Origin of the sequence: Castellaniella sp., from assembly GCF_036379515.1 — a bacterium.
GTDB lineage: Bacteria > Pseudomonadota > Gammaproteobacteria > Burkholderiales > Burkholderiaceae_B > Castellaniella.
This window is the reverse complement of sequence record NZ_DASVGN010000038.1, coordinates 96932-113984: the sequence shown is the minus strand read 5'-3', so window position 1 is coordinate 113984 and position 17053 is coordinate 96932. Positions and strand designations below refer to the sequence as shown.

Genomic DNA, 17053 nt, shown 5'->3' with positions numbered 1-17053 from the left:
TCTTCCATCGAGGGCATTTTTATGCTGCGTGTGCGCATTTTCACGGCCGCCGTATTGTTGTTCGTGATTGCGCTGGCGGTCATGGCGCCGACGCCGTGGCCCATGATGGTCTTGCTGGCATTGATGTGCGGCTGTGCATGGTGGGAATGGTTGCGTCTGGTGCTTCCTCATGCACCTCATGCTGCCCAGGCGGGGGCTCTTGCCGTTCTGCTGCTCGTGGCAGCCGCAATTCCCCTGCAGCAGATCCCCATCGAGGCTTTGGGAGCGTGGCGCGTCGTCATCCTGGTGGGCGCCGTCCTTTTTTGGCTTCTGCTTGCGCCGGCTTCGGTGCTGTGCGCTCGTCTCCCTTCGTTCCTGAGCCCGTGGATTCTGTCGGTGCTGGGAGCTTGGGTGTTGGGTGCAACCTGGCTCGCGCTGGGATCGATTTTTCTGTATCAGGGCGCGGCCGCGCTCATCAGTCTCTGGGCCCTGATCTGGTGCGCCGATATCGCGGCTTATTTTGTGGGTCGTGCAGTGGGGCGCCACAAGCTTGCGCCGCGCGTGAGTCCGGGCAAGAGTTGGGAAGGTGCCCTGGGCGGGGTGTTGGCCGCCGTTCTGTGGCTTCTGGGCACGGCGTTGTGGTGGCCAGGCAGTTTCGGTGCGCTCCTGGCTTCCCATCTGGCCGGAGTCTGGCTGGTCGTCGTCGGTGCCGTGCTTGGAGCGTGGTCCATTTTCGGCGACTTGTTTGAATCACTGCTCAAGCGCCGCGCAGGCGTGAAGGATTCAAGCCAGCTGCTCCCTGGCCATGGCGGGGTGTACGATCGCATCGATGCAGTGCTGCCAGTGGCTCCGGCGGCCCTTCTCCTTCTTCTGTTCCTTTGATGTTTTTTTGACGCTGCGTCATGTCCGTCCTTCATCGTCTTTGTATTCTGGGTTCTACAGGTTCCATCGGAGTGAGTACCTTGGATGTCGTGGGTCGACATCCAGACCGGCTGTCCGTCTATGCGCTGACTGCTCACACCCGCATCGAGGCCCTGGCAGCCCAGGCGGCCACTCATCATGCTCGTGTCGTGGTGGTTCCGGATGACGCAGCGCGCGCCCGATTCATGGCTGCATGGCCTTCAGGGCAGGTTTTGCCCGAAATTCGTCAGGGTGCACAGGCGCTTGCCGACACAGCCGCCGATCCGGAAGTCACGGCGGTCATGGCCGCCATTGTCGGGGCGGCCGGCCTTCCCGGCGCGCTCGCAGCGGCGCGCGCGGGCAAACGGGTGCTTCTGGCGAATAAAGAAGCGTTGGTGGCGGCCGGCGCTTTGTTCATGGGGGCCGTGCGCACGCACGGTGCGCAGCTCCTGCCCATCGACAGCGAGCACAACGCCATTTTTCAGTGCCTGCCACAAACGCCTGATCGGTCCTTTGCGCCGGCTGAGCCGGCACCGGGTGTGCGGCGTTTGCTGCTCACCGCTTCGGGCGGGCCTTTTCGGTGCACCGCCTTGTCGCAGCTGGAACACGTCACTCCCGACGAGGCCTGTGCCCACCCCAATTGGCGCATGGGTCGCAAAATCTCCGTGGATTCTGCCACGATGCTGAACAAGGGACTCGAAGTGATCGAGGCGCATTGGCTGTTCTCCATGCCCGTGGACCGAATCCAGGTGGTGGTGCATCCACAGAGTGTGGTGCATTCCATGGTGGAGTACGACGACGGGTCTGTGCTTGCGCAACTTGGCCAACCCGACATGCGCACGCCTATTGCCTTTGGCCTGGGCTTTCCCGATCGTATCCACAGCGGGGTGGGGCTGCTCGAGCTCACACGTCTGGGGCATCTCGACTTCGAGGCTCCCGATCTGGTGCGTTTCCCTTGCCTGCGCCTTTCATTGAATGCGCTGAAACAGGGGCAGGGGGCCTGTATTACGCTCAATGCCGCCAACGAGGTGGCTGTCGAGGGCTTTCTGAATGGGCGCCTGCGGTATACGCAAATCCCGGCCATTATCGAGCAGTGCCTTGAGGATTCTGCTGCAGGTGCCTCCACCACGCCGGAGTCCCTCGATGAAGTCCTCGAGATCGACTCCCGGACCCGCCGTATGGCGGCTCAGTTGTGCCGGCAGGCCGCCTGACGTGGGGCGCTCATGTTGCTGACCTTGTTGGCTTTCGCCGTTGCGCTCGGGGTGCTTGTCGTCTTCCACGAGTGGGGGCACTACCTCGTGGCACGATGGTGTGGCGTGCCCGTCCTGCGGTTTTCCGTTGGTTTTGGCCCCGTCTTGCTGCGTCGTGTGGACAGGCGCGGAACCGAGTGGGTGTTGTCGGCTCTGCCGTTGGGCGGATATGTCAAGATGCTCGACGATGCGCCGATTGGCGCTGCGCCCGAGGTCGCGCGCAAGGTGTTCAACCGGCAGCCGCTCTGGCGCAGGGTCGCGGTCGTTTTGGCCGGACCTGCCGCCAATTTGTTGCTGGCTGCGGTGCTCTATGCTGTTCTGGGAATGTGGGGCAGCCAGGAACCGGTCGCTGTTCTCGCAACCCCTCCAGCGCATAGCCCGGCCGCCGAGGCAACGATTGCGGCGGGCAGCGTATTGACGACAGTGGATGGCGCCCCCGTCGAATCCTGGACGCAGGCGCGCTGGCGGCTCATGGAGCCGCTGGCCTTGGGCGGTACCGTCACACTCGGCACTCGCTCTCCGGAGGGCGTAGACCGCATCGTGAAGCTTCAGGTACCTGGGCTGTCGCATGCATCAGCCCAAGGAACCGATCCCCTTTCGGCCGCTGGCCTGATGCTTGCCTCGCCCGTCCCTGTGGTGGGCACGCTGACCCAGGGTGGGGCTGCGCAGGCCGCTGGTTTGGAGCCTGAAGACCAGATTCGATCGGTTGGGGATCTCTCGCAGCCCACGGTGCAGCAGTTCGTCTCTGCCGTGCAGGAGCACGCGGGTAAAAAGCTTTCTTTGACGGTGTGGCGCCATGGCGCTTTAGTGCCGCTGGTCGTGACTCCCCGGCCAGAGCAGGACGCGCAGGGTCGACCGGTAGGTCGAATTGGAGCTCTCATCCAGGCGCAGAGACCACAGGTGCTGGTTCGGGAGGGGCTTCTGGACAGTATCGCGACCGGGGTCAGGCGCACGGCACAGATGAGTGCTCTCACACTGCGCATGTTGGGCCGCATGGTGGTGGGTGAATCCTCGTGGCGCAACATCAGCGGCCCTGTCACCATTGCAGAATATGCGGGGCAGACTGCGCGGCTTGGACTGGAGGCCTATCTGGGGTTTCTGGCTCTCATCAGCATCAGCATCGGCGTGCTGAATCTGCTGCCCATTCCCATGCTCGATGGCGGGCATCTGCTGTTCTACGTGATTGAAGCGCTGAGGGGTGGTCGGCCTGTCTCGGCAAGGGTGCGCGACGTGGGCCTGCGCCTGGGGCTGGCGACCGTTGTGGGGCTCACCGTGCTGGCCTTGTTCAACGACTTTGAGCGGCTTTTCAGCTGACGGGGTTGTGACTTACAATCGCGCATCGTTTGTTGCCTTGTCTCCTACGGGTTAAAGAGGATCTCCAGGATGTTATCTCCGCGGAAGTTTCGTTTGTCCAAACCTGCACTTGCGCTGATGTTGGCGACATTGCTCGTGCCGGCGGTGGCTTCGGCCTTCACGCCGTTCGTCGTGCGGGATATTCAAGTCAAGGGACTTGAACGCGTGGATCCAGGCACCATTTTTACCTATCTGCCGGTTAAGGTCGGCGAAACCTTCACAGAGCAAGAGGCTTCCGCAGCCATTCAGAAGCTGTACGGAACCGGGTTCTTCAGTGACGTCAAGATCGATGCCAAAGGAAACGTCCTGGTGGTGTCGGTAGCCGAGCGTCCCACCATTGCCTCGATTTCTTTCAACGGCATGCGTGAGTTCGATGCCAAAGAGCTGACCAAGGCGTTGGCTGGTGTTGGTTTCGGTGAAGGTCGCATTTTTGACCAGGCCATGCTCGACAAGGCCGCTTTCGAACTCAAGCAACAGTATCTTTCCAAGGGAAAGTACGGCGTTCAGATCAATCCGGTCATTACGCCGTTGCCGCGCAATCGCGTTGGGGTCAGCTTCGACATCTTCGAAGGCAGTGTTGCCACCATTTCGCGCATCGAATTCATTGGCAACAAAACGTTTTCTTCCGGTACGCTGGAAGACCAGATGGAGCTCACGACCGGCGGCATCATGACCTGGTACACCGGTACCAACAAGTACTCGCGCGAGAAGCTCGAGGGCGACGTCGAGCGCATTCGCTCGTATTATCTGGATCGCGGTTACCTCGAGTTCTCGATGGAGCCTCCCCAAGTCACAATTTCTCCAGACCGCAAGTCGATCTACCTCACGTTCTCTCTGCACGAAGGCAAGCCGTACAAGCTGGGCAAGGTTGAACTTGCTGGTGACCTGCTGGGGCTCGATGCCAAGCTCAAGCCGCTGGTAACAGTCAAAGAAGGCGAGACTTTCTCTGCCGAGAAGACCAATGCGATTGCAAAGTCCATCACTGATTATCTCGGGTCGCTGGGCTATGCATTTGCCAATGTCAATCCGAACCCGGTGCTCGACCGTGAGAAGCATGTGGCGAGCCTCACGTTCTATGTCGATCCGGGCCGGCGCGTCTACGTACGTCGCATCAACATTGGTGGCAATACCCGTACGCGTGACGCAGTAGTGCGGCGCGAGATGCGTCAGCAGGAGTCCGCCTGGTATGACGCCTCGAGCATCAAGACATCCAAAGATCGTATCGATCGTCTGGGCTACTTCACCGACGTAAACGTCAAGACCGACCCCGTACCGGGTTCTCCCGATCAGGTCGACGTCGACGTGAACGTGAAAGAAAAGCCCACTGGTATGGTGAATCTTGGCGTCGGGTATGGATCCACCGACAAGGTCATGCTGTCAGCCGGCATCAGCCAGGACAACGTTTTCGGCAGTGGCAATTCGCTTTCCCTGAACGTCAACACCAGTGCGTACAATCGCGCCGTGGTTCTGTCTCATACCAATCCTTACTGGACCCAGGACGGCATCAGCAAGACCACATCCTTGTACTACCGCCGGGTGACACCATACGATGTAGCAGGCAGTGGGTCGCTGGGTTGGTATCAGGTGCAATCCCTGGGCTTTGGCCTTAATTTCGGGGTGCCAATTTCTGAAACGGACCGTGTCTTTGCGGGGGTGACGCTTGAGCGTAATGCCTTGCAGGACATGAACATGGGGACGGACCTCAGCACCAATCCCGCCCCGTTGGCCTACCAGAATTTCGTGGATCAGTATGGCGACACCACCAACGCCGCGATCTTCACGGTAGGGTGGCAGAAAGATACGCGCGACAGCGCGCTGGCGCCGCACAAGGGCAGTTACACCCGCGTGTCGACCGACGTGTCGACCATGGACCTCAAGTACTATAAGTTCAGCGGGCAGCAACAGTTCTATTGGCCGATTGGTCGTGCGTTCACCTTTGCACTGAATGGCCAGGCTGATTGGGCCAAGACGTATGGTGAATCCGGCAAGGCCTTCCCTGTAATCAAGAACATGTTTGCCGGTGGTATCGGGTCGGTGCGCGGGTTCCAGGGGGCTTCTCTGGGGCCACAGGACACCTTGACCGGGACCTTCCTGGGGGGCTCCCGTCGTTATGTAGCGAATGCGCAGCTGTATCTGCCGTTCCCGGGCGCTTCGCGTGACAAGACGTTGCGCTGGTTCGTGTTCACCGACGCGGGGCAAGTCGGAAACACCGATGGGTCGGCTTGTGCACAAGGGATCGATGGCGCTGTAGCAGACCCATGTGGATGGAAGTATTCTGCGGGTCTTGGCTTGTCCTGGGAATCTCCGGTCGGGCCGCTGCAAATTTCTTTTGGCCATGCCTTGAATGCAAAGGAAGGCGATCAAAAGCAGATCTTCCAGTTCCAGATCGGCACCGGCTTCTGAAGCTAGCCGTTTAATGGCAAAATAGACCCTTTTACGTTGTCTGTCCCAGGTGGATTCCACATCATGTTTCTTTCAGGTTTGAAGTTTTCAGCCGTGGCTTCTCGCGTTTCGCGCGGGCCCTTTGTCTTTATGCTGGCTGCAGTCGTTGGGCTTGGCGCACTGCCCGTTTCTGCCTCGTATGCCCAGGGTACCAAGATCGGGTTCGTCAGCACCGAGCGTATCCTAAGAGATTCCAAGCCTGCCAAGGCGGCTCAAGCCAAGATCGAGGCCGAATTCAAGGCGCGCAATCAAAGTTTGCAGAAAGAGGCAGATGATCTGCGCGCTCAGGCACAAAAGCTCGACAAGGACGCCCCGGTTCTCTCCGAAGCCGATCGCATCAAGCGTCAGCGTCAGCTCCAGGACATGGACTCCGACCTGCAACGTAAGCGCCGCGAATTCCAGGAAGACTTCAACCGTCGGCGCAACGAAGAGTTCTCGGCCATCGTCGAGAAGGCCGACGCGGCTATCAAGAAGATCGCGCAACAGCAAAATTACGATCTGATCATCCAGGATGCCGTGACGGTCAGCCCGCGTGTGGACATCACGGACCAAGTCATCAAGGCGTTGGGCGGCTGATCGCCAATGCCTGTGCTGCTCCTGCCCGAGAGGGCTCCTGCGTTATCGGAGCTTCTTCGCGCAGCCGATACGGTAGGGCTGGGTTGGTCGTTGGACCTTCCTTCGGCCAGGCCCGACCCGCATATTGGCGGGATCGGGTCGCTCTCTTCTGCGGCTGGCAGCGAGATCAGCTTTCTTTCGAATCCGCGTCTGCACGCGCAGCTGGATGCGTGCCGCGCTGCCGCAGTGATTCTTCGTCCCGAAGACTGGAAAGCCTTTCGCGCGCGGCATCAGGCCCCAGTGGACTGGGTCGCGGTGCTGTGCGGGCAACCCTACCTGATGTATGCGTTGCTCGCGCAGTGGTTCGATCATCACCGTCTGGCGGGGCTGCCGACCGGTATTCACCCTAGTGCCGTCGTTGCAGACGACGCCGTGCTGGACGATGGCGTGAGCATTGGACCCCTGTCGGTCATCGAATCGGGAACACACCTGCATGCGAACGTCCGTGTCGGCGCGGGTTGCGTAATTGGCCCTGGCTGCGTTGTGGGCCCCGACAGTCTGCTGCACGCGCATGTCACGCTCTATCACGGGGTCCGGATAGGTGCCCGCGCCATTCTTCACGCGGGTGCAGTGATCGGTGCGGATGGCTTTGGCTTCGCCCCGGACCCTCGCACGTCCGGCGCTTGGGCCAAGATCGCACAGCTGGGGAGCGTGACCATCGGAAACGACGTCGAAATCGGCGCCAATACGACGGTGGACCGTGGTGCTGTCGAAGACACGGTGCTGGGAAACGGGGTCAAGCTCGATAACCAGATCATGATCGGCCATAATTGCCAGATTGGCGATCATACGGCGATGGCTGCGTGTGTTGGCGTGGCCGGGTCTACCACCATGGGCAAGCGCTGCGTCATTGGCGGGGCGGCCATGTTCGGCGGCCACTTGACGCTTGGAGACGATGTGCATATTTCAGGAGGAACTGCCGTTACCTCCGACATCCTGGAAGCCGGGCGCTACACAGGGGTATTTCCAGTGGCCGAGCATTCGGCCTGGCAGCATAATGCGGCGGTGATTGGTCAACTGGCACGGCTTCGGAAGCGCGTGCGTGCCGTCGAACGAAACGGTTGCGTCCAGGGGGCCGATCGGCCAACGGATAACCAGCAGGACAGAGAATAATGGAACTCGATATCAAGGACATCATGGAACGGCTGCCGCACCGACAGCCGATGCTGCTCGTGGACCGCGTCCTGGAAATGGACCCTGGCAAGAGCATCGTGGCCATCAAGAATGTCACCTACAACGAGCCTTTTTTTCAGGGGCATTTTGCGCACCACCCGGTGATGCCGGGCGTGCTCATCATCGAGGCCCTGGCACAGGCTGCGGCGCTGTTCTCATTTGCGGATGCGGGCGCTCCGAATCTTGCCAGCACCAAGATTGCATACTACCTGGTCGGTGTCGATGGCGCCCGCTTTCGCCGCCCCGTCGTGCCGGGCGACCAATTGCGCATGGAAGTCTCGGCCGACAAGCTCAGCCGTTCGATTTGCAAGTACACGGCAGTGGCCAAAGTAGGCGATCAAGTGGCCGCCGAGGCCAAAATCATGTGTGCGGTGCGCATTCTGGAGGAGTGATGGCCGCAGCACAGATTCACCCCACCGCAATCGTGGCGCCAGGGGCCGTGCTCGAAGAGGGCGTCACGATTGGGCCTTACAGTATTATCGGAGCACACGTTCACCTGGGGGCCGGTACGCGGGTGGGCGAGCATTGCGTCATCGACGGGCATACCACGGTAGGGCCCAACAGTCATTTCTATCGTTTTTGCTCCATTGGCGGGATTCCCCAAGATAAAAAATATGCAGGCGAAGAGACGGCACTCACGATAGGTGCAGGTAATACGTTCCGAGAATTCGTGACCGTCAACACCGGTACTGCACAAGACGTCGGTACCACTCGCTTGGGCGATGACAACTGGGTCATGGCCTACGTGCACATTGCCCACGACTGCCAGATTGGCAATCACACCGTCATCGCCAATTCGGTGCAACTCGCCGGCCATATCCACATTGGGGATTGGGCGATCCTGGGCGGATTGTCGGCCGTGCACCAGTTCGTCCATATTGGCGCCCACGTCATGATCGGCGGCACCAGTTCTGTGCGGCAGGATGTGCCGCCTTACATGATCGGTGCGGGTGATTCCTTTCGGCCCATCGGCATCAATTCCGAAGGCTTGTCTCGACGGGGCTTTACCGAACAGGACATTCAGGTGCTCCGTGAGGCATACAAGATTCTCTACCGTCGCAAGCTGAAGATCGATCAGGCCATCGAGGCTTTGTTGGCTCTGCAAACAGAGCATCCGGCCGAGCGGGCAGCGGTACAGGCGCTCGTGGAGTTTCTCCAGGCATCTGATCGGGGCATCGCCCGCCCATGACCGTGCGCGCCGCCATCGTGGCGGGCGAGCCATCGGGTGACCTGCTGGCTGCTCGCATGATTCGGGGCCTGCAGGCGAGCGCATCGCAGATTCAGGTCATGGGCATCGGGGGGCCGGAAATGACCCGCGCCGGGCTTGAGGCCTGGCATCCCATGGATGCCCTGTCCGTGTTTGGTTATGTGGATGCACTCAGGCGCGCGCCCAGCCTGATTCGTATTTGGCGCGATACTCGGCGCAGGGTGCTCGCGCAGCGCCCGGATGTCTTCATCGGAGTGGACGCGCCCGACTTCAATCTGCGCCTCGAGGAAAAGATTCGGGTGGCTGGCATTCCTACCGTGCATTTCGTGGGGCCTTCGATCTGGGCTTGGCGTTTCGAGCGCATTCACCAGATTCGGCGGGCGGTGTCTCATATGCTGGTGCTGTTTCCCTTCGAAGAATCTCTGTATCGCGAACAGGGTATTCCGGTGACCTATGTCGGGCATCCGTTGGCAGAACTTATTCCTGTACGACCCGACAGGCAGGCGGCCTGCGCACGCCTTGGGCTGGACGCGTCGCGGCGAGTCCTGGCCGTGTTGCCAGGCAGCCGCGAATCCGAGATTCGATTGTTGGCACCTCGATTCTTGCAAGCGGTCCAGCGCCTGAAATCGCAGGACCCCACATTGCAGGTGGTGGTTCCCATGGTCAACGCGCAACGACGTGCACAGTTTGAAGCAATCCAGGCTCAGTACCTGGTTTCGGGGTGCCGCGTCCTCCAGGGGCTTGCAGTGCCCGGAGAGTCTGGCAGCGGTCCGTGCGCTGACGGGGTGGATCGGACCGCCTGGCCCGTGGGTTGGCATGCAATGGAGGCTGCCGACGCAGTCCTGGTCGCCAGTGGAACCGCAACCCTGGAAACAGCGTTGTTCAAGCGGCCTATGGTGATTTCGTATGCAATCACGCCGTGGATGCGGCGTCTGATGGCCTGGAAATCGGGGCAGAATGGCCCCAGTCTTCCGTGGGTGGGGCTGCCGAACATTCTCGCGCGGGAATTCGTGGTGCCTGAGCTCCTGCAGGAGGCGGCCACGCCTGACGCTCTGGCTGCGGAGACCTGGAAGGCGCTGACCGATGTTCAGCAGAAGGTTCGTGTGCAGCAGCGCTTCACCGAATTGCACCAGAGCCTTTCGCGCGACACTCCGGCCCTCGCCGCTCGTGCCATTCTCGAGGTCTGCGGTGCCTAGGCGCGTACAAGCCGATCTGTTTGATACCCGCCCAGAAGCCGCATGGGTGGCCGGAATCGATGAGGCGGGCCGCGGACCACTCGCGGGGCCGGTCTACGCGGCAGCGGTCATTCTGAACCCGGACGCGCCCATCATGGGCCTGGATGACTCGAAGCGGCTGTCACCGCTGCGACGCGAGGGGCTGGCTCAAGAAATTCGTCAACGTGCGCTCGCCTGGGCGGTCGCGACGGCCTCTGTCGGAGAGATCGACCGCCTCAATATCCTGCAGGCGAGCCTGCTCGCCATGCGCCGCGCGTGTCTGGCTCTGTCTCGCGTACCCCAGTTGATCCTGGTCGATGGCAATCGGCTACCACGAGGACTTCCGGCCCCGGCCCAGGCGGTGGTAGGGGGCGATGGTTCCGAAGCCGCCATTGCGGCCGCCTCTATTTTGGCAAAGACTGCACGCGATGCGTGGTGTTTGCGGTTGCATGAGCAATACCCGCAGTATGCCTTTGATCAGCACAAAGGATATGGGACGGTCTTGCATCTGGCGCGGCTGGCACTCCATGGTCCGTGTCCGGCGCACCGACGCAGTTTTGCGCCGGTCAGGGTCTGGTATGAGCAACACCTTGGGGACCCCCAGTGACGACCGATTCGACGCGACACATTGCCTCACGCGAGAATCCTGATTTTCGTGTCTGGATGAAGCTTTCACAGGGTAGGGGAGGGCGTGGCGCTGCGCTGCTGGAGGGGCAGCACCTGTGCGAAGCCTGGTGTGAGGCACAAGGCATGCCGGACATGCTCATCGTGGGGGAGGCCGCCCAAACACTCCCGTGGGTGCAATCCTTGTGGATAAGGTGTGCATCGGCACGACGTGTGGTGCTTCAGGATTCCCTGGCGCGAGAGCTCTCTCGGGTCGAGCAGGGGCCAGCCGTGTTTTGCATCGTGCGACCGCCGGCGCCTGAACTGCCCCCTGAGATTCATGAGTCCTGCCTGTGTCTGGATCGGGTTCAGGACCCGGGCAATCTGGGAACGCTCCTGCGCACTGCAGCGGCGGCAGGCCTCAGACAGATTTTTCTGTCGACAGGCTGCGTGCAAGCCTGGGCGCCCAAGGTCTTGCGCAGCGGACAAGGCGCACACTTTGTGTTGGCGATTCATGAGCGCGTTGAACTGCCCGAGCTCTTCGAGCGATTGGCAGTTCCTTTGGCGGTCACAACGCTGGATCGGGCTGATTCGCTCTATGCCCTGGACCTGCGCGGGCCCTGCGCCTGGCTGTTTGGCAATGAAGGGCAAGGCGTCGCACCCCAATGGCAGACACGCGCAACGCGCCGGGTACGTATTCCACAAGCGCCGCAGGTGGAGTCCTTGAACGTGGCCGCGGCAGCTGCGATCTGTCTATTCGAGCAGCGCCGCCAGCAGCTTAGTACGTCATCCGATCCAGGCCCACTTCGTCCATGATTTTGGTCGAGATCTCTTCGATGGATCGCGTCGTCGTGGACAGCCAAGGGATGTTCTCCATCCGCATCAAGCGCTCGGAATTAGCGACTTCGTCGCGGCATTGCCGCAATGATGCGTAGACGCTGTTGGGGCGGCGCTCGTTGCGGACTTCGGCCAGCCGTTCTGGCTGGATCGAGAGCCCGAACAGCTTGCGCCTGAAGGGCAGCAGCGTGGCCGGCAAGGCGGCACGTTCGAAGTCTTCGGGGATGAGGGGGTAGTTTGCCGCCTTGACCGCGTATTGCATTGCAAGGTAAAGGCTGGTCGGCGTCTTGCCACAACGCGAAACCCCGACCAGGATTACGTCGGCCTGCTCCAAGCCTTGAATGTATTGCCCGTCGTCGTGTGCGAGGCTGAAATTGATGGCCTCGATCCGGTTGTTGTACTGCTTGCTGAGGCCATTGGTATGGGATCGGCCCACTGAACGGTTGGCGCTGGCGTTCAGGATGCGTTCGAGGCGATGCACGAAGGCGCCGAAAAGATCCAGAAAGATACAGGGTGCCGAGCGGATGTGGCTGGCGATTTCAGGGTCGACCAATGTGCTGAATACCAGGGGCGGTGGGCCACCCTCGGACGACTTTTGGGCGATCTTGCGCGCTGCCGCATCGGCCTTCTCGATTGAATCCACGAAGGGGAGGCGAACCGCCTGAAATGCGATGGTCTCGAATTGGGAAAGAACTGAGTGGCTGAAGGTTTCAGCCGTGATCCCGGTGCTGTCGGACACGATGAATACGGTGCGCTCCAGAGGAGATTCGTCTATCAATTTGATCCATCCAGCGTCAGAAACGGTACAATCCGCCAAAGGTTACCAGTCCCTCGAGGTGGAGGCAAGGCTGGTTTGCCGGGTGCACGCGACGACGGTTATTGCATTGCAATAACTCTGTTGATACGGCGTGCATCGGGCAAACACGCTTTCTCTATCTTAAAGGTGACATCATGTCGTACGTTGTACCATTCGAGCAGCTCCGCATGACGGACGTAGACTCGGTCGGAGGTAAAAACGCTTCCCTAGGTGAAATGATCAGTCAGCTGGCCACGGCCGGCGTTCGCGTCCCGGGTGGGTTTGCAACCACCGCCGATGCTTTTCGTGCCTTCCTGAAAACTTCCGGTTTGAACGAGCGCATCAATCAGCGGTTGGCTTCCCTCAATGCTGAAGACGTACGTGAGCTGGCAGCCGCAGGCGCCGAGATTCGCCAATGGGTGATCGATGCTCCATTTCCGGCCGAATTCGAAGCGGCCGTTCGTGATTCCTTTGCCAAGCTGGACTCTGATGGCAAGGGTTCCTTCGCCGTGCGTTCGTCTGCGACGGCCGAAGACTTGCCGGACGCCTCTTTTGCCGGGCAGCAAGAAACGTACCTGAACGTGGTGGGTATTGACGACGTGCTGGAAAAAATCCGGCAGGTCTTTGCCTCGCTCTACAACGACCGCGCCATTTCCTATCGGGTCCATAAGGGGTATGCCCACGCCGAGGTTGCGCTTTCTGCCGGCATCCAACGCATGGTGCGCTCCGACAAAGGCAGTGCAGGCGTCATGTTCACGCTGGATACCGAATCCGGGTTCAAGGGTGTCGTGTTTATCACCTCATCCTATGGCCTGGGCGAAACCGTCGTCCAGGGGGCTGTAAACCCCGACGAGTTCTATGTCTTCAAACCGACGCTGGCTTCGGGGCATTATCCGATCATCAGTCGGCGCATTGGTTCCAAACTGATCAAGATGGAATTCGACGAGCAGCGTGCCTCGGGCCATGCCGTGCGTACGGTCGAGGTGCCTGCGTCCGAGCGCAATCGCTATTCGCTCACTGACGAAGAAATCATCGAGCTCGCGCGTTACGCAACCATTATCGAATCGCACTATCAGCGTCCGATGGACATCGAGTGGGGTCGGGACGGCATCGACGGCAAGCTCTACATCTTGCAGGCACGGCCCGAAACCGTGAAATCGCAGCAGGGTCACCATGATGTGCAAGAGCGCTATCGCCTCAAGGCGACCGGCGAGGTCCTGGTGCGTGGGCGGGCCATTGGCCAGAAAATCGGCTCCGGCACGGTGCGGGTTGTAGGCGACGCCTCCGAAATGGACAAGGTGCGCCAGGGTGACATTCTCGTGACCGACATGACCGACCCCAACTGGGAACCCGTCATGAAACTCGCCTCGGCCATTGTCACCAATCGGGGCGGGCGGACCTGCCACGCGGCCATCATTGCCCGTGAACTGGGCATCCCCGCTGTCGTGGGGTGTGCAGACGCGACGGACGTGCTCGCCAACGGGCGTGAGGTCACTGTGTCGTGCGCCGAGGGCGACGAAGGCCGCATCTACGATGGACTCATTGAAACCGAGGTCGAAGAAGTTCGCTGGGGCGAAATGCCGCCGATTGGCCTGAAGGTCATGATGAACGTCGGCAATCCTCAGCTGGCATTCGATTTTTCACAGATTCCGAATGCCGGTGTTGGTCTTGCCCGCCTCGAATTCATTATCAACAACAACATCAACGTGCACCCCAAGGCCATTCTCGACTACCCCAATGTGGATGCCGATCTCAAGAAGGCCGTCGAGTCTGCCGCTCGAGGCTATGCCAGCCCGCGCGCGTTTTTCGTGGACAAGGTCGCTGAAGGGGTGGCAACCATTGCTGCAGCGTTCTACCCCAAGCCCGTGATCGTGCGCCTGTCCGACTTCAAGTCCAACGAGTACCGCAAGCTGGTGGGGGGCTCCCGCTATGAACCCGAAGAAGAAAACCCCATGCTGGGGTTCCGTGGGGCGTCCCGGTACATCTCCGACGACTTTGCCGAGTGTTTCCGTATGGAATGCGAAGCGCTGAAGAAAGTACGCGACGAAATGGGGCTGGTCAACGTCGAGGTCATGGTGCCGTTCGTACGCACGCTGAACCAGGCCAGGAAAGTGGTGGAGCTGCTGGCGGCCCACGGGCTCAAGCGTGGCGAAAATGGCCTGCGCCTCATCATGATGTGCGAGGTGCCATCCAACGCCATCTTGGCCGACGAATTCTTGCAGTACTTTGACGGCTTCTCGATTGGCTCCAACGACATGACCCAATTGACCCTCGGACTGGATCGTGACTCGGGCATGGAACTGCTGGCTGCCGACTTCGACGAGCGCGATGCAGCGGTACGCTTCATGCTGCAACGCGCTATCCAGGCCTGCCTGAAGGCCGGGAAGTATGTCGGGATTTGTGGTCAAGGCCCCAGCGATCATGCCGACCTCGCGCAGTGGCTGCGCGATGAAGGCATTTTGTCCATTTCGTTGAACCCGGACACCGTAGTGGATACCTGGCAGCGGTTGGCCAAGACCGAGGTAGCCGCCTAAGACTGAGCGCTGCAACCTTCCATGTCATACCATGCGATCATTTCGTCTCCATTGGGGGACATTCTCCTGGTGGCCGGCGGTCGCGGCCTCGAGGGGCTGTACTTCACCGATCAGCGAGATTGCCCGCAGGTGCCAGGGCTCGCGGCTGCACGCAAGGTAGTTACCCAGCCGTCCGCAGGCTCCTGGCATGGAAGGGCCACCAAAAGTCTCAAGGTGATGTCTTCGATCGATGGCCCCGTCGCAGGCGATCTCCCTTTTCGGTCTGGACCTCAGGCCGTTCACTCCGGATCGCCTGCCCACAAAGGGGCCCCGCAGGTGCTTGAACTCGATGCGCCCGCGCAGGCTCGGGCCGTTTTTGAGCAGACTTGCTGCGAGCTGGAAGAATACTGGCGTGGTGAACGCAAGGTCTTCGATCTGCCCCTGGCGCCGCAGGGTACTCCTTTTCAGCAGAAGGTCTGGAAGGCCTTGCTCGATGTTCCCTGCGGCTGCACCTTGTCGTATGGCGAACTGGGCGTGCAGGCGGGCTTGGGTGACGGGCACGGCCGGGCTGTGGGGACTGCTGTCGGCAGCAATCCGATCAGCATCGTGATTCCTTGCCACCGTATTCTGGCGCGTAACCGGACGTTGAACGGCTACGGCGGCGGCCTCGATCGCAAGTTGAGGCTTTTGCAGCTGGAAGGGCTGACGATCCAGTAGCGTTCAGGTCCACGTGGTGTGCAAGATCACTCTTTGTGCTGGCGCGTGTCGTGTTTCATTATCCGTTCTTTCTCGCGGGCCCAGTCTTTGTCTCGCTGAGTATCGCGCTTGTCGTGCAATTTTTTGCCGCGACCCAACCCAAAGTCCAGCTTTATCCGCCCACCCTTGTAATGCAGGTTGAGTGGCACGAGCGTGTACCCGCGTTGCTCGACTTTGCCGATGAGCTTGTTGATTTCTTCGGCATGCAGCAAAAGCTTGCGCGTGCGCGTGGCGGCCGGCGAAATATGGGTGGACGCCGTCGGCAGGGGGCTGATGTGCATGCCCAGTATCCAAATGGCACCGTCGCGCACGATCACGTAGCTTTCTTTGATCTGGACGTGCCCTGCACGGATTGCCTTGACTTCCCATCCCTCGAGCACGAGCCCCGCTTCGAAGCGGTCTTCGATGAAGTAATCGTGTGTGGCCTTGCGGTTTTCTACAATGCTCATGCGCTCTGTTGCTTTTTGGGGGCACCAAGGGTTTTCCGGGGCCTGAAAACCGCGCGGAACAAGACTCGGTAAAATCTAATCATTCTAGCCTATCCCCCTGCCTTGTCGATGCCTGCCATACAACGCTCCGTTCTGGTTCCTTACCGTTGCGAACAGATGTTCAAGCTCGTCGCGGACGTCGCGCGTTACCCGGAGTTCATGCCGTGGTGCGGTGGCACCGAAATCCAGTGGAGCAACGACCAGGGAATGCAGGCCACGGTGCAGATCCGTTTTGCCGGCATTCGCCAGAGCTTCACCACGCGAAACGACCACGAGTTCCCGCATCGAATCGTTTTTCACCTGGTGGACGGACCGTTTTCCAGCCTGACGGGCGACTGGGTCTTCCAGGCTCTGGGGGACGACGGCTGCAAGGTCACCTACACCATGGAATACGGATTTTCGAGCCGCGCCATGTCGGCCGTGATCGGACCTGTCTTCAACCGTATTGCAACCAGCTTCATCGACTCCTTCACGCAGCGAGCACGCGCCGTGTATGGCACCGAACGGTAAGGCACCGGGATGCGAATAAGTCTTGCGTTTGCGGCACCGATGGCGATCTGGCAGCAGACGCTTGAGGTCCCGACAGGGACGACGGCCCGCGAGGCGGTAGCGCTCAGCGAATTTCCTCGCCGTTTTCCCGAGTACACGGATCACCCGCTGGCCATGGGTGTCTATGGAGAGCGCTGCGATTCCGAAAGGGGCTTGCATGACGGGGATCGGCTCGAGCTGTACCGGCCGCTGGTCTTCGATCCTCTCGAGTCACGGCGGCGCCGGGCCGTCCATCGCAAGAGTAAACCGACGAAACGCTGAAAGCACATTGATTGTCATGGGTGCGACAGAGCCGGTGGCAGGATGCGCGTTATGGTGAGGCAGCACCTCCTGGTGCTACAGTGAAACGAATGATGAGCCGGCGACCTCGAGCGCATT

Annotated in this window: 17 protein-coding genes; 15 read left to right on the top strand and 2 right to left on the bottom strand. The window is 60.4% G+C overall.

Annotation, left to right across the window (positions count from 1 at the left end; all coding sequences use genetic code 11):
• Positions 1–21 precede the first annotated feature (21 nt).
• The 11 genes from VF285_RS13660 (at position 22) to VF285_RS13610 (ending at position 11552) form a co-directional block, all read left to right on the top strand.
• Positions 22–861 (top strand): phosphatidate cytidylyltransferase, encoded by an 840-nt coding sequence (locus tag VF285_RS13660; protein WP_346953183.1) that lies wholly within the window; start codon positions 22–24, stop codon positions 859–861.
• A 20-nt stretch (positions 862–881) separates the two neighbouring features.
• Positions 882–2090 carry a 1-deoxy-D-xylulose-5-phosphate reductoisomerase gene (gene ispC / locus VF285_RS13655; protein WP_346953182.1) on the top strand — a complete coding sequence of 403 codons (1209 nt, stop codon included), beginning with the start codon at positions 882–884 and terminating at the stop codon, positions 2088–2090.
• A gap of 12 nt (positions 2091–2102) precedes the next feature.
• A complete protein-coding gene (rseP, locus tag VF285_RS13650) occupies positions 2103–3443 on the top strand; it encodes an RIP metalloprotease RseP (protein ID WP_346953181.1) in 1341 nt (446 codons plus the stop codon).
• Between the two features lie 69 nt (positions 3444–3512).
• Positions 3513–5885 carry an outer membrane protein assembly factor BamA gene (gene bamA / locus VF285_RS13645; RefSeq protein WP_346953180.1) on the top strand — a complete coding sequence of 791 codons (2373 nt, stop codon included), beginning with the start codon at positions 3513–3515 and terminating at the stop codon, positions 5883–5885.
• Positions 5886–6014: 129 nt separating this feature from the next.
• A complete protein-coding gene (locus tag VF285_RS13640; protein WP_346953309.1) occupies positions 6015–6500 on the top strand; it encodes an OmpH family outer membrane protein in 486 nt (161 codons plus the stop codon).
• Between the two features lie 6 nt (positions 6501–6506).
• Entirely contained in the window at positions 6507–7652 is a 1146-nt protein-coding gene (gene lpxD / locus VF285_RS13635) for a UDP-3-O-(3-hydroxymyristoyl)glucosamine N-acyltransferase (protein ID WP_346953179.1), read from the top strand.
• Positions 7652–8104, top strand: a complete 453-nt coding sequence (gene fabZ / locus VF285_RS13630) for a 3-hydroxyacyl-ACP dehydratase FabZ (RefSeq protein ID WP_346953178.1) — start codon at positions 7652–7654, stop codon at positions 8102–8104. Before lpxD ends, fabZ begins: the two co-directional genes overlap by 1 nt.
• The gene (lpxA, locus tag VF285_RS13625; protein ID WP_346953177.1) at positions 8104–8901 is read left to right on the top strand and encodes an acyl-ACP--UDP-N-acetylglucosamine O-acyltransferase; all 798 of its coding nucleotides are present in this window, start codon (positions 8104–8106) and stop codon (positions 8899–8901) included. Before fabZ ends, lpxA begins: the two co-directional genes overlap by 1 nt.
• Positions 8898–10115 carry a lipid-A-disaccharide synthase gene (gene lpxB / locus VF285_RS13620; protein WP_346953176.1) on the top strand — a complete coding sequence of 406 codons (1218 nt, stop codon included), beginning with the start codon at positions 8898–8900 and terminating at the stop codon, positions 10113–10115. Before lpxA ends, lpxB begins: the two co-directional genes overlap by 4 nt.
• Complete coding sequence (gene rnhB / locus VF285_RS13615; RefSeq protein WP_346953175.1) at positions 10108–10740, top strand: ribonuclease HII; 633 nt, start codon at positions 10108–10110, stop codon at positions 10738–10740. Before lpxB ends, rnhB begins: the two co-directional genes overlap by 8 nt.
• Positions 10737–11552 carry an RNA methyltransferase gene (locus VF285_RS13610; RefSeq protein WP_346953174.1) on the top strand — a complete coding sequence of 272 codons (816 nt, stop codon included), beginning with the start codon at positions 10737–10739 and terminating at the stop codon, positions 11550–11552. The genes rnhB and VF285_RS13610 overlap by 4 nt, the downstream gene beginning before the upstream one ends.
• Here VF285_RS13610 and ppsR read toward each other — a convergent pair.
• Positions 11515–12348: a posphoenolpyruvate synthetase regulatory kinase/phosphorylase PpsR gene (gene ppsR, locus VF285_RS13605; RefSeq protein ID WP_346953308.1), complete on the bottom strand. Its 834-nt coding sequence runs from the start codon at positions 12346–12348 to the stop codon at positions 11515–11517. The genes VF285_RS13610 and ppsR overlap by 38 nt on opposite strands.
• Before the next feature lie 176 nt (positions 12349–12524).
• Here ppsR and ppsA point away from each other — a divergent pair, with 176 nt between their 5' ends.
• Together ppsA and VF285_RS13595 are read left to right on the top strand one after the other, a co-directional pair.
• Positions 12525–14903 (top strand): phosphoenolpyruvate synthase, encoded by a 2379-nt coding sequence (gene ppsA, locus VF285_RS13600; RefSeq protein ID WP_346953173.1) that lies wholly within the window; start codon positions 12525–12527, stop codon positions 14901–14903.
• Between the two features lie 21 nt (positions 14904–14924).
• Positions 14925–15599: a methylated-DNA--[protein]-cysteine S-methyltransferase gene (locus VF285_RS13595; protein ID WP_346953172.1), complete on the top strand. Its 675-nt coding sequence runs from the start codon at positions 14925–14927 to the stop codon at positions 15597–15599.
• A 26-nt stretch (positions 15600–15625) separates the two neighbouring features.
• Here the strand turns inward: VF285_RS13595 and smpB are convergent, their stop codons facing one another.
• Positions 15626–16162, bottom strand: a complete 537-nt coding sequence (gene smpB, locus VF285_RS13590; RefSeq protein WP_346953307.1) for an SsrA-binding protein SmpB — start codon at positions 16160–16162, stop codon at positions 15626–15628.
• A gap of 33 nt (positions 16163–16195) precedes the next feature.
• Here smpB and VF285_RS13585 point away from each other — a divergent pair, with 33 nt between their 5' ends.
• Together VF285_RS13585 and VF285_RS13580 are read left to right on the top strand one after the other, a co-directional pair.
• Complete coding sequence (locus VF285_RS13585) at positions 16196–16636, top strand: type II toxin-antitoxin system RatA family toxin (RefSeq protein ID WP_346953171.1); 441 nt, start codon at positions 16196–16198, stop codon at positions 16634–16636.
• Positions 16637–16645: 9 nt separating this feature from the next.
• Positions 16646–16936, top strand: a complete 291-nt coding sequence (locus VF285_RS13580; RefSeq protein WP_346953170.1) for an RnfH family protein — start codon at positions 16646–16648, stop codon at positions 16934–16936.
• Positions 16937–17053 lie beyond the last annotated feature (117 nt).

Bases quoted from the DNA above. Each gene is read 5' to 3' on its own strand.
- VF285_RS13660 (WP_346953183.1), top strand. From the start codon at position 22: ATGCTGCGTGTGCGCATTTTCACGGCCGCCGTATTGTTGTTCGTGATT.
- ispC (WP_346953182.1), top strand. From the start codon at position 882: ATGTCCGTCCTTCATCGTCTTTGTATTCTGGGTTCTACAGGTTCCATC.
- rseP (WP_346953181.1), top strand. From the start codon at position 2,103: ATGTTGCTGACCTTGTTGGCTTTCGCCGTTGCGCTCGGGGTGCTTGTC.
- bamA (WP_346953180.1), top strand. From the start codon at position 3,513: ATGTTATCTCCGCGGAAGTTTCGTTTGTCCAAACCTGCACTTGCGCTG.
- VF285_RS13640 (WP_346953309.1), top strand. From the start codon at position 6,015: ATGCTGGCTGCAGTCGTTGGGCTTGGCGCACTGCCCGTTTCTGCCTCG.
- lpxD (WP_346953179.1), top strand. From the start codon at position 6,507: ATGCCTGTGCTGCTCCTGCCCGAGAGGGCTCCTGCGTTATCGGAGCTT.
- fabZ (WP_346953178.1), top strand. From the start codon at position 7,652: ATGGAACTCGATATCAAGGACATCATGGAACGGCTGCCGCACCGACAG.
- lpxA (WP_346953177.1), top strand. From the start codon at position 8,104: ATGGCCGCAGCACAGATTCACCCCACCGCAATCGTGGCGCCAGGGGCC.
- lpxB (WP_346953176.1), top strand. From the start codon at position 8,898: ATGACCGTGCGCGCCGCCATCGTGGCGGGCGAGCCATCGGGTGACCTG.
- ppsA (WP_346953173.1), top strand. From the start codon at position 12,525: ATGTCGTACGTTGTACCATTCGAGCAGCTCCGCATGACGGACGTAGAC.
- VF285_RS13595 (WP_346953172.1), top strand. From the start codon at position 14,925: ATGTCATACCATGCGATCATTTCGTCTCCATTGGGGGACATTCTCCTG.
- VF285_RS13585 (WP_346953171.1), top strand. From the start codon at position 16,196: ATGCCTGCCATACAACGCTCCGTTCTGGTTCCTTACCGTTGCGAACAG.
- VF285_RS13580 (WP_346953170.1), top strand. From the start codon at position 16,646: ATGCGAATAAGTCTTGCGTTTGCGGCACCGATGGCGATCTGGCAGCAG.